This is a genomic window from Streptomyces monticola, assembly GCF_042665355.1.
GTDB classification, from domain to species: domain Bacteria; phylum Actinomycetota; class Actinomycetes; order Streptomycetales; family Streptomycetaceae; genus Streptomyces; species Streptomyces monticola.
The window spans coordinates 1-13,890 of record NZ_JBHTCF010000016.1; the positions used below are offsets into that span (position 1 = coordinate 1).

General features: G+C 66.0%; 10 protein-coding genes and 1 pseudogene. 7 read left to right on the top strand and 4 right to left on the bottom strand.

Annotated elements, in window-relative coordinates:
* On the bottom strand, positions 1 to 1,011 hold a 1,011-nt coding region (locus tag ACFQVC_RS30105; RefSeq protein ID WP_381836474.1), incomplete at its 3' end, for an ALF repeat-containing protein.
* 451 nt (positions 1,012 to 1,462) lie between these two features.
* Here ACFQVC_RS30105 and ACFQVC_RS30110 point away from each other — a divergent pair.
* Positions 1,463 to 1,978, top strand: coding sequence for a hypothetical protein (locus ACFQVC_RS30110; RefSeq protein ID WP_381836476.1), 516 nt, complete (start codon positions 1,463 to 1,465; stop codon positions 1,976 to 1,978).
* Between the two features lie 99 nt (positions 1,979 to 2,077).
* Positions 2,078 to 2,950, top strand: a complete 873-nt coding sequence (locus ACFQVC_RS30115; RefSeq protein ID WP_381836478.1) for a poly-gamma-glutamate hydrolase family protein — start codon at positions 2,078 to 2,080, stop codon at positions 2,948 to 2,950.
* 189 nt (positions 2,951 to 3,139) lie between these two features.
* Here the strand turns inward: ACFQVC_RS30115 and ACFQVC_RS30120 are convergent, their stop codons facing one another.
* Positions 3,140 to 4,468: a hypothetical protein gene (locus ACFQVC_RS30120; protein ID WP_381836480.1), complete on the bottom strand. Its 1,329-nt coding sequence runs from the start codon at positions 4,466 to 4,468 to the stop codon at positions 3,140 to 3,142.
* Positions 4,469 to 4,550: 82 nt separating this feature from the next.
* On the opposite strand from ACFQVC_RS30120, the gene ACFQVC_RS30125 reads away from it, so the two are divergent.
* From ACFQVC_RS30125 to ACFQVC_RS30145, 5 genes and pseudogenes are all read left to right on the top strand, one after another.
* Complete coding sequence (locus ACFQVC_RS30125; RefSeq protein ID WP_381836482.1) at positions 4,551 to 5,342, top strand: hypothetical protein; 792 nt, start codon at positions 4,551 to 4,553, stop codon at positions 5,340 to 5,342.
* On the top strand, positions 5,339 to 6,334 hold the full coding sequence (locus ACFQVC_RS30130) for a hypothetical protein (RefSeq protein WP_381836484.1): 996 nt from the start codon (positions 5,339 to 5,341) through the stop codon (positions 6,332 to 6,334). The genes ACFQVC_RS30125 and ACFQVC_RS30130 overlap by 4 nt, the downstream gene beginning before the upstream one ends.
* A gap of 82 nt (positions 6,335 to 6,416) precedes the next feature.
* A pseudogene (locus ACFQVC_RS30135) lies at positions 6,417 to 6,549 on the top strand (NUDIX domain-containing protein); the annotation flags it as partial.
* A gap of 332 nt (positions 6,550 to 6,881) precedes the next feature.
* The gene (locus tag ACFQVC_RS30140) at positions 6,882 to 11,609 is read left to right on the top strand and encodes a DNA/RNA non-specific endonuclease (protein ID WP_381836486.1); all 4,728 of its coding nucleotides are present in this window, start codon (positions 6,882 to 6,884) and stop codon (positions 11,607 to 11,609) included.
* 64 nt (positions 11,610 to 11,673) lie between these two features.
* Positions 11,674 to 12,204 (top strand): SMI1/KNR4 family protein, encoded by a 531-nt coding sequence (locus tag ACFQVC_RS30145; RefSeq protein WP_381836488.1) that lies wholly within the window; start codon positions 11,674 to 11,676, stop codon positions 12,202 to 12,204.
* 65 nt (positions 12,205 to 12,269) lie between these two features.
* On the opposite strand, the gene ACFQVC_RS30150 is transcribed toward ACFQVC_RS30145, so the two are convergent.
* Both ACFQVC_RS30150 and ACFQVC_RS30155 read right to left on the bottom strand, forming a co-directional pair.
* Positions 12,270 to 13,310: a DNA cytosine methyltransferase gene (locus tag ACFQVC_RS30150; RefSeq protein ID WP_381836489.1), complete on the bottom strand. Its 1,041-nt coding sequence runs from the start codon at positions 13,308 to 13,310 to the stop codon at positions 12,270 to 12,272.
* A gap of 63 nt (positions 13,311 to 13,373) precedes the next feature.
* Positions 13,374 to 13,889 (bottom strand): AfsR/SARP family transcriptional regulator, encoded by a 516-nt coding sequence (locus tag ACFQVC_RS30155; protein WP_381836491.1) that lies wholly within the window; start codon positions 13,887 to 13,889, stop codon positions 13,374 to 13,376.
* Between the last annotated feature and the right edge of the window lies 1 nt (position 13,890).

Genomic DNA, 13,890 nt, shown 5'->3' on the forward strand with positions numbered 1-13,890 from the left:
GGTGAGCGCCGTGCGGTAGGCGCGGGCCGCGGCCTGACCCGCGGCGGCGGCCACCGCCGCCGCGTTGGAGGCGGCGCGAGCGGCCGTACGGGCCGCGGACACCGCGTTGTTGGAGGCGCGGATGGCGGTACGGGCGGCTGCGGCGGCGCCCTCGGCCGCCTGCGCGGCCTTCGTGGCGGAGCGGCCGGCCTTGTCCGCGTCGTTCTTGGCCTCCGCAGTCTGGCGGGCCGCTTCCTCGGCGGCCTGCTTGGCCCGTGCCGCGGCCTTGTCGGCGACGGTGGCCGCCTCTTGCGCGGCGTCGGTCTCGGCCTTGGCCTTCTTGCCCGCGTCGGTGGCGACTTGGGCCAGCTGCGTGACCGTCATCGTCTCCTGGTCACGGGCCTGGGCCAGGTCGAGGCCGCGGTCCAGGAACTCGGCCAGGTCACCGGCGTCACCGTTGAGGGCGCGTTCGGCGGCCTGCTTCACGGCGGGTCCGCCGGAGTTCATGACGCGGAGGACTTCGTACCGGTTGTCCTCGTCGGTGGCCTTCTTCAGGCCCTCCTGAAGGAACTTGTCCAGGACTTCGGGCGTGCCGTCGTCGAGGGCTCGCTGCCCCTCCCGGTCGACGGCCTTGCCACCGGAGTTCATGGCGCGCAGGACCGCGAAACGGCGGTCGTCCTGCAGCGGCTTCTCGAACCCGTCCCTGACGAAGGCGAGTACGTCCTCGTCGGAGCCGGACAGGGCCTTGTCGGCCGCACCGGCAACACCCTTGCCCGCGTCCGCCATTGTCTTGAGCACGGCGTACCGCGCGTCCTCGACCTGGGCCCGGTGCAGGGACTCCCCGATGAACTTGCTCATATCGGCGGGCGAGCCGGTCAGTGCCCTGCCCGCCTCGCGCTTGGTCGCGACACCGCCGACCTTCCAGGCCTCCACTGCCCGGGCCCGCGCGCTGTCCGTAACCGCCGTTTCCCCCGGCTGAGTTGGCAGCGCTTGTGCGGCGGTCGTACCGAAGATCACTGCTGCCGTGGTCAATGCGGTCAGGGCGGTGAAGCGGCCGCCGCCCTTGTGTCCGTCGCGTATGTATCGACCGCGTGTATGCCGCGCTCGGCGCGACATGCTGGACGGTTTCATGTCAGGTGCTTCCCCAAGTCGGTTCTCTCACTGAAGTCGAGAGGCGTGGCCACGCGTCCGGGAAGCATGATCACACAGACAAAGCACAGGTAATGATGGCGTAAGCACCTGCCTGATGACCCATCCACCCATGAGCCGCCATTCGGACATGACGCTCAAAAAGCCTCGCACGAACGGGAGTTGGCGACAGGCGGAGGGGTCGATATAGGCGTATTGGTAAGCCGACGCCCCACTAGATGACGCTTGGATAACGATAAGGATCGGTTTGATGCTTTGTTGGCTTAAGTGATAGTTACTTCGTCGGGGGTGATTCGCCCCTTCCTGTCCTCAACAACTGAAACGCGATTCATCGATGCGCATACCTTCACGCCTCCTGGCCACCGGCCTGGCAGGCGCAGCCCTGGCCGGCAGCGCCCTGCTCCTCGCGGGCACGGCCGGTGCGGACGACACCGCCGTGTCCCGTTCGACTCCGGCCGCGAATGCGGAGGGGCAACTCCCCAGCGCAGTAGAGGACTTCTCGTATCCGGGCGCGGAGAAGATCCTCAAGGAGAAGAACCTCAAGCTGAAGCGCGGCAACGGGAAAATCGTCCTGGCCGAGTGCGACAGCGAGCCGAAGCTTCTGAAGTTCGTCGCCCGCGACCGTGCCGACTTCTGCTTCAAGGTCACCGGCAACGACGGCTACCTCTCCCTGGAAGTCCCCTCGGTCGGCGGCGTGCAGAGCAACGACTACAACACCAAGCTCAACATGACGGTCGGCGACGAGCGGAAGTCCTTCGACATCCCGAAGAACTCCTGGAAGGGCGTCGGCGAGAACGCCGATCCCGCGGGCCGTGAACATACTCTGGTCGAAATCATCACCAGCAAGTAGGAGTTGACCGCGCACGAGCACGGAACCCCGCGTTTTGGCGGGGGTCCGTGCTCGTGCTTTACGCTGCCGCTGCGGCGGCCACGAGTAAGGACGACAGCCATGCCGCACTCCGAGCCGGAACCGCGCACCACGACGGGCGCCCGCCGCCGCACCATCCTCACCGCACTCGCCACGGCGGGCACGACGGCCCCGCTCCTGTCAGCGCTTGCCGCATCACCCGCCCACGCCTCGGCGATCGGTGACCTCTACGCCTCCAACACCGAGCTCTACACCAAGCTCGCGGGCCAGGAGGGCACCGAGTTCGCCCGCCGCTACAGACGCCATGAGATGGCCGACGCGAGCCTGTCCCAGACGTACCCGTACCACCGCACGACCATCATGGCGATGCACGGCGGAGGGATCGAGACCGGCACGTCGGAGCTCTGTCTGGCGATGGCCGGCTACCACCCCGCGACCTTCGAGGTGACGCCGGCGGAGGGGCCGGTCCACGACTACTGGATGTTCGAGGGCCTGCGCTCGTCGGGCAACCGCGAACTCCACGTCACCGCCAAGAACTGCGACGACCACGTGGCCCTGTCGATGGCCTTCTCCAGCCTCAACGTCCTGAGCCTGCACGGCTGTACGGCCGCACAGGCGGGCGCGCCGGCAACCGCCCCTGAAGCCGTCGTCATCGGTGGCCGCAACGCCGCCTTCAGGCGCTACCTCACGGAGGAGCTGACGAGGGCGGGCTTCCGGACCATCGACGGCGCGACCCTTCCCGACCTCAACGGCGACCACGAGAACAATCCCTGCAACCGCACCATGCTCGGCGAAGGCGGCCAGCTGGAGCTGACCACGGAACTGCGCAACAGCATGTTCACCACCAACACCCGCGTCGGCCGCCCCACAAGCACCACCCCCGCGTTCTGGTCCTTCACCACCGCCTGCCGCACGGCCATCAGCAGGCTGGAGAGCGGGCAGCGGATTCTGTGAGGCGCCAGTAGCGAGGCCGGAACCCGGAGGCCCTGGCCGGAAGGCGGAGGGCTGGGGCTGGGGGGGCGGACGAGTCGGCCTGTACGCCGGGCAACGTCGGGGAACGCGAAGAGAAGTCCCCTGACCTGCGTGGTCCCGCTGCGCGCAGTGGAGCGTTGCACATCGGTGGCACATCCGGCGAAGCAGGGGTCACCGCAACAGCGGCACACGGGCGAACGGCAGCCATGTCGAGGCCGCCATTCCGCGAGGTCCCACGTGTGCCGTGGCACCCGCAACCCGCTCCGCCCCGTGCGGCACTTCTGGCGTTGATGCGACACCGCGTCGCCGGGTCCGCTCGGCGTGGGGCACCAAGGCGGCCTCCGGCAGCCCAGGCGGGGCCGGGATGCCGTACAGCTCCTCGAAGGAGGCCGGGGCGTTCTCCCAGTCGACTTCCAGCGCGAAGCCGTAGGTGTCCAGGGTCTCGGCGAGGGTGCCGTGCCGCATGCGCGCCTGGACGTTGCGCGGCGGTACGCCAGACGCGATCAGGACCGCGTCCATGAAGTCGCGCAGGTCCCGGAAGGTGGCCTCCTTCGGGATCATGATCCCTTTGGCGCAGGCGGCGTCCTTCGCCAGGTTGAACGCCCGGCAGAGCGCGTCCTCACGCACGGGCGTCCCGAAACGGCCCACGGTCACGAGGTCGTCGTACTCCTCGGGGCGTGGGCTCCATCCCCGCTTGTCACGGTGGCGCAGGACGTCGGTGGACGGCGGTGTCGTCCGCCGCTTCATGTGCGACACGTACTTGGCCACCAGGAAGGAGCCCATGGGGATGACGGCGTAACTGTGCTCGGTCTTCAGCGGTGCGGACTTGCCGCCCCGACGCTGCTCCTCCACCTCCAGCTTCTTCAACCGGCACTTCATGTCGCTGGTGCGCACCCCGGCGGCCTCCATGCTGCGCAGTCCTTGGAGCGCCCCGTACCAAATCAGCATCTCGAAGGTTGGGGTGATCTCCTCAGCCAGGGCGACAACCTGCTCCCAGGCCAGCCGGGCCTTCTTCCTGCGTCCCTGCGGGAGCTTGATGCCGACGACTTGATTGCCCGGCATCAGATGTCCGAAGTCCGGATCGTCCAGCGCGGCCGACAACATGGCGGACAGCGCCTTCTTCACCTGCGACCGGTGGGGGTCCGCCATCCCCATCGCCTTGAGGTCAGCGAAGAACCGCTTGTACTCGGGCCGCCGGAGTTCGGTGATCCGACGGTTGCCGAGGACTGGCACCACATGTCCACGGAGCCGGTATCCGTACGCCTCCACCGTGCCCTGCCTCGCTTCGTGCCGCCCCAGGAACGTCTCCACGTACACGGCAATCGTCGGCCCACCGGCGGGATCCCTGCGGCCGCGGTGCGGAAGGGGGTCCCGGCCCTCATCGACGGCGGCACGTTGACCACGCTGATAGGCGGCGGCCGCCCTCTTCATGTTCTCCGGGAAACTCTTGGACTGCTGTCGGCCGTCCTTGTCCCGCCACCGCGCCTGCCATCGTTTCATCCTGGTGTCCGACGGGGAGGACACCTGCGCCCCGCCCGATCCATGCCAGGTAGCCCGCGAACTCGCTGGCTCCGGTACCGACTTGGCCATCGACACGCTCGGCTTCCAGGTCGACTCCACAGCCGAGGAGCAGCTGCGCTGCATCGCCCGCGCCGGTGGCGGACGTTATGGGGCGGTGGACGATGCCGAGGACCTCGCGCGTGAGCTGCAGGATGCGTTTCAGCGTTCCTGGGCGCCGTACGCCCTGACTGGCATCGAAACAAAGGGGGCGGCGAGTTGCGCGCAGGCGCCGCTGCTGCCGCCCGGCCAGTACACCGACCGCATCAGCTTCCGCGAGGAGCGCTGGTACAAGGTGGCTCTGCGTCCCGGTCAGGCTCTGCGGTTCTCCGCCTCCGTATCGGTGCAGTCCGAGTACGAGACGCCGGCAGTGCTGCGGGTCACGGCATACAAGCCGGAGCGCCGCACCAGCATCTGGGAGCACGAGGTCTCCGTCACCCAGGACTGGTCGCATCTCATCTCCACGGGCCTGCAGTCGGATCCACTGGCCGCGGGCAGCCTGCCTCACGGTGCGCGACAAGGGCACGCGTGCGTCAAAGTGACCGGCCGCATCAACTCGGTGAAGGAGACCGAACCCATGGAGCTCGCTGTGGCCTTGGTCGGCCGCACCCGTATCGACGACGGCCTACCGACGCCCCCACCGACCACTTCAGCAACCGAAAATGCGCCGTCGAAGTCGCCGCACCCGCGTTCCGCCGAATCCGACGCGACCATCAGCGTGTCGTTCGGGGTGTGGCTTTGGGCCGTGGCCGGCGGCCTGTTCTTGGGCGTTCTCGCCCGCCTGTTCCTGAACCGCCGCATGAGAAGGCGCTTATGAGGCTCACGCGCAGCACCTCCATCGCGATCCCCGCCCGATCAGCTGTCCTGGCCGTCCTGGCCGTCCTGGCCGTCCTGGCTCCGTTGCTGCTGCCCGGCATCACGCTGATATCCACCGCCTCCGCCGCCGATCCCGACGACGTGGGGCACTCCTTCAATACCGCCACCGCCATTACCGACAACACCACCGTGCGACGCGAACTCGTCGTTGGCGACGTGCTGTTGTGGCGCATCTCCGTCGCACCCGGTCGGAAGCTGCGTGTCGAGGCCCGCGCGACCCTGCCTGTGGACTTCAGCAAGGGCCGCAGCCTGGAGAGCTTCGGCATCGCCGTCTACAACCCGGCCCGCCATGATCTGCACTGCGGCAACGACCATCCGACTGCCCTGCTCTCCTCCCTACAAGGGGTGGGCCGCACAGGAGGCGTCGTACGCACGGACTGCTCCGTCGGCGATCCGGCCGACCGCCGCGACGAGCCACTAGAACTCCACGGCAGCTACTACGTCCAGGTGGCGCTGGGCAAGGATGCGGCCGCCCGTGGCACTGCTCTGCCCATCGAAATCCGGTTCACCACCGGCGAGGGCATCGCCACCCCAGCAACTCCGCGGCCGACCGCTCCGGACACCCGAACACCATCCGATGCCAGTGCTCCGCCCACCCGGGGCGACGATCCACCCCGGCACGACGGCAGTACGGTGGACACGCCGCGGGATGAGACGGCTCCGACGGCATCAGATCCTGTGCCTGCCTGGGTGTGGCCCATCTCCCTGGCGCTCACCGTCGCGGTCCTCACCCTCATCGCGACCCATTCCCGCAAACGAGGCTCAGGGAAACGAGAGTTCGGCACTCCGATCCCCGCGTCAGCTCGGGGTGCTGTACGCCCGCCTGACAACCAGACGCGACAGATGCGCGCACCATCCACCTCGGACCAAGCAACCCGGCCTCTGCGACCCCGGTCCCACGAAGTACGGCACCGGCACGAACGAAAGACCTAACGCTGACCCGCCACCCCGTGCCCCGCTGTCAAGGGCCGCTTCGCGTGTTTGAAGATCACGGTGGCGGTGTCAGGGACGACCAGTCGCCCACATCATCCACGGTGCATGGGGCGTCGAAGTTCCCGCACGCATCCTGGCCGCTATCTGCGCCAGCCGCTCATGGACCGGCGAGCCCGAAAGTCCGAGAGCACGCCCGAGTCTGCTGGGTCGACGCTAAGAGACGGGCTCCAGGTCCAGATTTCATGGTTGCGGGCACCGGTCTCGGTTTCAGGTCCAGGTCTCACCTGTTCGACAACACCGCTCTCAGAGAGACCGCGAGACCTGGCGTCGGAGTCGACGCCGACACAGTGCGGCACGACGCCCTTCGCAGTTGGAGACGCACTCGGGTCACCCAAAGGCAAGCAGTGACGTGTTCAAGCCAGATGAACTTACAGCCGTTCGAACCCCTTAGAACGTTGTCAGTCCCATCAGTTACGGTCTGCCTCAAACACAGGATGATCAATGAGGCGATGTCAGGGGCTCGCCTCCCGGGGGAGGGTGTACGGGGATGGGCTACGTGCTGCCCGGTTGGCTGGACGAGATCCTCGACTTCATCGGGATCAACTGGCCGAACGTCGACGAGGACGACTACCGCGAGATGGCGGACGCGATGCGTGAGCTCGCGGACTCCTTCGAGGACCACGCGGGCGAGGCGCACGGGGCGGTGAGCCGCCTGTTGTCGTCCAGCGAGGGCTGGGCGGTGGACGCGCTGCAGGAGCACTGGGGCAAGGTGAAGGGCTCCCATCTGGAGCAACTGCCCGAAGTGGCCCGTCTGTTCGCGGACGCGATGGATGTCGTCGCAGATCTCATCTACGGAATGAAGGTCAAGGCCGAGATCGAACTCGGCGCCATGGCCGCCTCCGCGGGCATCTCAATCGGCTTGGCCTTCGTCACCGGCGGCCTCTCAGCTCTTCTGGGCGCGGCTCAGATCACGGCGATGCGGGAAGTGGTGCGCCGCATCATCAAGGAGGCCGCCGACCAGATCGTCGAGGAGGTCATGGCGCGGGTGACCGAGCCGGTTGCCGCCAAGCTGGAGGACATGGTCGCGGACGCGATCTTGGACCTGGCCCAGGACGCGATCAGCCCGGCAGGCGGTAGCGGAGGCGGCGAGGGCGCCTCCGGTATGAACCTGAACTCTGCCAACGGCCCCGGCGGCGGTGGCGGTGGCGGTGGCGGTACGGGCAAGATGCGCATCGACCATGTCGAATACGAGAAGGCCGCGGGCGATCTGGGCCGCATCAGTGAGACTTCGCTGACCAAGCTGAACAGCTCGTTGGATCGCGCTCATGGGGCCGGCGGCCGTACCCGCGGCAAGGACGCCTTCACCGCCCCCATCGACGGTCTGGTCGACGGTGCCACCAAGGGCATGAAGAAGGCGGTCGAAAGGGTCGTCAAGTACACCGGGGAGACCGTCCCGAAGAACGTGCGGGACACCTCCGACCGGCACAAGACCAATGAGAAGGCCAACGAGGACGCCCTGCGCAAGATCATGGGTGACCGGGACGGCAAGGAACCCGGTGCGCCAGGCAAGGGCCCCGGTGGCGGAGGCGGCGCGGCTGGACGTAAGCCGGACCTGCTCAATAAGGGCCTCAATGATCCCCGTCATCACGGCGTTGAGCCCAAGGATCGTGAGTGCAAGGAAGACCCGATCGATGTCGCCAGTGGCCAGATGCTGCTGGAACAGACGGACTTGGACCTGCCAGGGGCGCTGCCCTTGGTACTGCGGCGAACCCACCTGTCGGACTACACGTTCGGCACATGGTTCGGTCGTTCCTGGGCGTCGACGCTGGATGAGCGCATCGAGGTCGATATACGCAACAAGGCTGTGTGGGCCCGGGAAGACGGCACTCTGCTGGTCTATGACCGCCTGCCCACCCCGCAACAGCCGGAAGTCCTGCCGCTGGAAGGGCCGCGGATCCCTCTGCGCCGTGTCAGTGAATTCGGTTCGCAGGAGCAGGAGTTCGCAACGACTGATCACCGAACTGGACTGACCCGCTACTTCGCTCGCCCGGGGACAGAGGGCTGGCAGCTCTGGCTCATGGCGATCGAAGACCGGAACGGCAATCAGATCGACTTCCACCGTGCTGCTACCGGTATGCCGCTGTCCGTCACACACAGCGGCGGATATGACGTGAAGATCACCGGTGACCGCGAGCTTGGGCGCGTCACCCAGCTGGCTCTTCGCGTCGGGGAAGACCTCGGCGCATCGCAGCAGGTCATGACCTACGGCTACGTTCCCGGCACCGGTGACCTGGGCGAGGTCACCAACTCGTCCGGTCTGCCTCTTCGGTTCGAATACGACGCAGAGGGGCGCATCACTGCTTGGACTGACCGTAATGAGTCCACGTACCGCTACGTCCACGATTCCGCTGGCCGCGTGGTCCAAACGATCGGCCCAGAAGGCTATCTGTCCGGCACCTTTGTCTACGACACAGACAGCCGCACCACCCGCTGGACCGACGCGCTCGGAGCCACGACGGTCTTCCAGCTCAACGCCCGAAGCAAGATCGTCGTGGAAACGGACCCGCTCGGCAACACCACGGTCCAGTCCTACGACGACCGCGACAACCTCCTCTCCCGCACAGATCCCCTGGGACGTACCACGGCGTACGCATGGGACGACCGCGGCAACCTGACGACTGCCCAGCACCCTGACGGTTCGCGCACCACGATTACCTACAACGATTTCAACCAGCCGCTGGCGATTCGTGAGGCAGGTGGCGCACGCCTCCGCTACAGCTACGACGCACGGGGGAACCGCACAGCCGCCACCAACCCGGCGGGAATCGGAGCGCGTTACGCCTACGACGATCGAGGGCACCTCGCTGCTCTGACGAACAGTCTGGGCGAGACAGTCACCGTGAGGTGCGACCCTGCGGGCCTCCCCGTGGTGATCACGGACCCGCTCGGAGCCTCGACCCTCTACGAACGGGACGCGTTCGGCCGGCCTGTCGTGGTGACCGGACCTACGGGTGCAGCTACGCATCTGGAGTGGACGCCCGAGGGACACCTGGCCAGACGTACCGGTTCTGACGGCACCGTCGAATCCTGGACCTACGACGGCGAGGGCAATTGCACCAGTCACACCGACGCCATGGGGACTGTCTCGTCCATCGAGTACACCCACTTCGACCTGATGTCAGCTCGCACGGGACCTGACGGGGTCCGTTACGAGTTCGAACATGACGCTGAGCTGCGTCTGCGCAAGGTCACCAACCCGCAGGGACTGACCTGGAATTACGAGTACGACCCGGCTGGCCGCCTCCGTTCCGAGACAGATTTCGACGGTCATACCCTGACCTACACACACGATGCGGCCGGCCAGCTGTCATCTCGCACCACCGCCGCTGGTGCCACCTTGCATTTCGAGCGCGACGTCTTCGGCCGCACTGTCCGCAAGGACGTTGACGGTGCTGTCACGACGTACGCCTACGACAACTTCGGCCGTCTCGCCGTTGCAGCGGGGCCCGAAGTCGCCGTGGTGCTGCAGCGCGACGAAGCAGGTCGCCTCATATCGGAAACGGTCAACGACCGCACCATGACCTACGCGTACGACACCGCGGGGCGACGTACAAGCCGTACTACTCCGAGTGGCGCCGTGAGTACGTACACCTACGACTCCGTAGGGAACAGGACGGAACTCATCTCTTCCGGCCGAACGTTCACGTTCACCCACGACGAAGCCGGCAGAGAGCTCGCACGGCACATAGGTGACCACCTCACGTTCTCGAACTCATTCGACCAACTCGGACGCCTCACGACCCAACAGGTAGACACCGGAACGGGCCGCAACGTCAAACGTCGCGAATACACCTACCGGCCCGATGGACACGTCATCGGCATCGCTGACGACGCGGGAGAACGAAAGCACCTCGAGGTCGACGTAGCCGGGCGCGTGACCAACGTCCGCGGAGAGACCTGGAACGAGTCGTACGCGTACGACTCGGCAGGCAACCAGACGCACGCGTCGTGGCCGGACCACCACCTCAACGCCGGCGCCCGGGGGGAGCGCCGCTACTCAGGCACGCGTATCACGCAAGCCGGAAACATTCGTTATGAGTACGACGCCGCAGGACGCGTCACGCTACGACAAAAGACCCGCCTGTCACGCAAGCCAGATACGTGGCGCTACTTCTGGGATGCAGAGGACCGCCTCACATCAGTTGTTACCCCTGATGGCACACGATGGCGTTATGTATACGACCCAATGGGGCGACGCATCGCCAAGCAGCAGCTAGGAGCCGACGAGGAAACGGTTCTGCAAGAGACCAGGTTCACCTGGGACGGCAATACGCTCGCGGAACAGACGGCCTATATACAAGGGTCGCCAGAAACTTTGACCCTCACCTGGGACCACGACGGACAGACGCCGATTTCCCAGACTGAGAGCAAAGCCCTTGCCTCCGCACCGCAAGAGATCATCGATCAGCGGTTCTTCGCCATCGTCACCGACCTTGTCGGAACCCCCACCGAACTGGTTGACGAACACGGCCACATCGCCTGGCAGGCCCGCTCCACGCTCTGGGGAACCACCGGCTGGGCCCCATCAGCCGACGCCTACACACCTCTGCGGTTTCCTGGGCAATACTTCGACCCGGAGACGAGGCTCCACTACAACTATTTCCGGCACTACGACCCGGAAGCCGCGCGCTATCTCACACTCGACCCGCTCGGCCTCGCCCCGGCACCCAACCCTGCCGCCTACGTGCCGAACCCCTTGGCCTGGACAGACCCACTGGGGCTCTCGCCGTGCAGGAAGACCGAGCCCGACGACCCGACGTGGGACGGGCGTGTGCGGTACGGGGAGCCGGACGAACACGGCCGCCCCACAGCCATGCACGCCACCCTTGGACCGGACATGATGGGCGCCAACCCCACCGACCCCCACGGGGACCCCCCTGGCTGGGAAAAGGACAAGGGCTACAATCGCGCACACCTGCTCGGTGCACAGCTCGGCGGATCGAACTATGACCCTGCCAACTTCGTCACGATGCACGCATACGCCAATTCCCCCGTCATGCGGCATATCGAGAACCAAGTGCGTGCAGCGGTCGAAGCAGGAGAGACCATTCAATACAGCGTTACACCTGTCTATAACGGCAGTGACCCGATCCCGACAGGCGTCAAGATTGAAGCCCACGGCGCAAACGGGTTCCAGTTCACGCAGCACAAGAGCACAGGAATAGACGGATCCGGCAATGAAGCATTCATACCCAACAAGAAACGAGGAACCTAGGAGTTCCGTCTCCTTCGTTTCCCACGGGTATGTCGCGATACGCAGCACACAGAAGGAGTAGCCAGTGAACAACTCAGTCGCTCGGCTCGGTGAGCTCATCGAGCCTCCTCAGCCCCGCGAGAAGGACTGGGCTGCTGCGGAGCGAGAGCTCGGATTCCCTCTCCCTTCGGACTACAAGGAACTCATCCAGACGTACGGGGGCAGTAATTGGGATGACTACCTGTACGTTCTAGAGCCCGGGTGCCCCAACGACAACTATGACCTCATCGAGTGGGAAGACCAGCAGACCGAGGCGCTGGATGGGTTGTGGGAGTTCGAGAAGAAGCCCGCAGAGCTAGAGGATGAGGGGACGAGGGTCATTCCCTGGGCCACCACGGACAACGGTGAATGCCTCTACTGGCTAGTTCGCCCCGGGCAGCATCCGGATGAATGGACCGTCATGGTCAACGAGGCTCGTGGCGATCGGTGGGAGCACCATTCGGTAACGTGCACCCAGTTTTTGGCAGACGCCCTCACAGGTGTGATCCGCTCAAACATTCTCTCCAGCCGCTTTCCTCTCGCCACCCACGAGTTCCGCCAGCTCCAGCAGGTCTGACGTGTAACTGGCGGCGGCGACAGCAGCAGGGTGCTGTCGCCGCTTGGGGGGGGGGGGGGACGCTCCTACTGGGGCTTGTCCGGCGAGGGGATGCCTTCACGTCTCGGCGCGGCTCCGCCGGCCAACGGTGTGACGTTCAGCGGTCCGACCGCGGCGGCGAGGATGCGGGTGGCCAAGGGCAGCGGGACAGCGTTACCGACCTGTTGGGATTGGTCGTTGCCCGCCCATGGATAGTCAGCGGGGAAGCCTTGAAGTCGACCTGCCTCAGAGACAGAGAAGCGGTCGACACCATCCTCAGTCTGAACTCGACAGCGGGTGATCTTGCCGGTGACTGTGAACGCCGGCTCCGCAGAGGTCCGTCGGCCGCGGGCTCTGGGGTCTCCACCGGTGCCGTAATTGGAGACCACGACGAATGGCTCGGGACGGTCCAACACATCGCCCATGGACACCCACGGAAGTAGCGCAGAGTTGCCCTCGGTGCGGGGTATGCCTTGGCGATACCGCCGGTGCGTCGCTTGCGGGAGTTCCACCTCCCCCTGACGGCGTGCGATCAATACGGCACGGCGGCGCGTCTGCGGAACGCCGAACTCCTCTGCACGCAACACTCCTGACACCACCGAATAGCCCTCCTTAGAGAGGACTTCCCCTATCGCCTCCCAGACTGGCAAAACGGCTGGCACCTGTTCCAGCACGATCGCTTCGTAGGGGCGACGGCTATCCATGGCGGCTAGGGCCCACCGCAGCGGTTCCAGCACCAAGCCGGCGCGCTCATCGTCCAATTTGCACAGGTCCGCGGTGATGTCTTTACGATCAACCATGCGGCTCATGAGGTGCCGCACCTCATCGAGAGCGCGACGCCCGGCCCTATTTCCAGCGACGGTGTACGTCTGGGTCGGAGGGCCGCCCGCGAGAACGGTGGCAGAAGGGAAGTCGGCCGGGCCGAAGTCCCGTACGTCGCCCTCCACTGTGGCCAACCCTGCGGCCCGGCGCGTGGCACAAGCGCTCGCGTCCCATTCGATGCCGACTACCGGCAGACCTAAGCCACGTGCAGCAAGATCCAACCCACTTGGCCCGGCGAACAGATCCACGATCTCAACGTTGTCCACTCGGCCTCCTAGAAACCGCGGGTTCGGCTGGCGTCGCCGATGCCCATCCTAGAGACGTGTCGATCAACCCATGTCTTCCGATGCGGAACGGCGGCCGGCCGACGGGCTCCGTAGTGCGTCAAACAGGGCCACCGTCTCGCGTCCGGGCTTTGTGTCTAGTTCCGCCAGCGCCCGCTCCAGGAGCTGGAAGGTTCGTATCACGGCGTCGTGTTGCCCCAACTGTGCTTGTATGCGGGCGATATCCCGGTAGATCGCCTCGTTGTGGCGGTCCAGCTCTCGGGCGCGTTCCAGGAGGTCGAGCATGTGGCGGGGGTCGGCGCCGCTTGAGAGCCGGACGAGTGCGCTGAGCGCATCCAAGTACTCACGCCGCAGTGCCTCGCGGGGCGCCACCGTCCACACGGCGTCGATGTCTTCGGCGAAGTCTCCTGTGTAGAGGGCGACGACGCGTTCTAGGGCTGCGGATTTCTCCACCCTGTCGGTCGGCTGCTGGCGGGCGGCATCCACGGCCGCGCGGAACTCCCATAGGTCGACCCGGACGAGCACGCTGTCGATCCCGTACTGCGTACCGGTGCGGCGCATG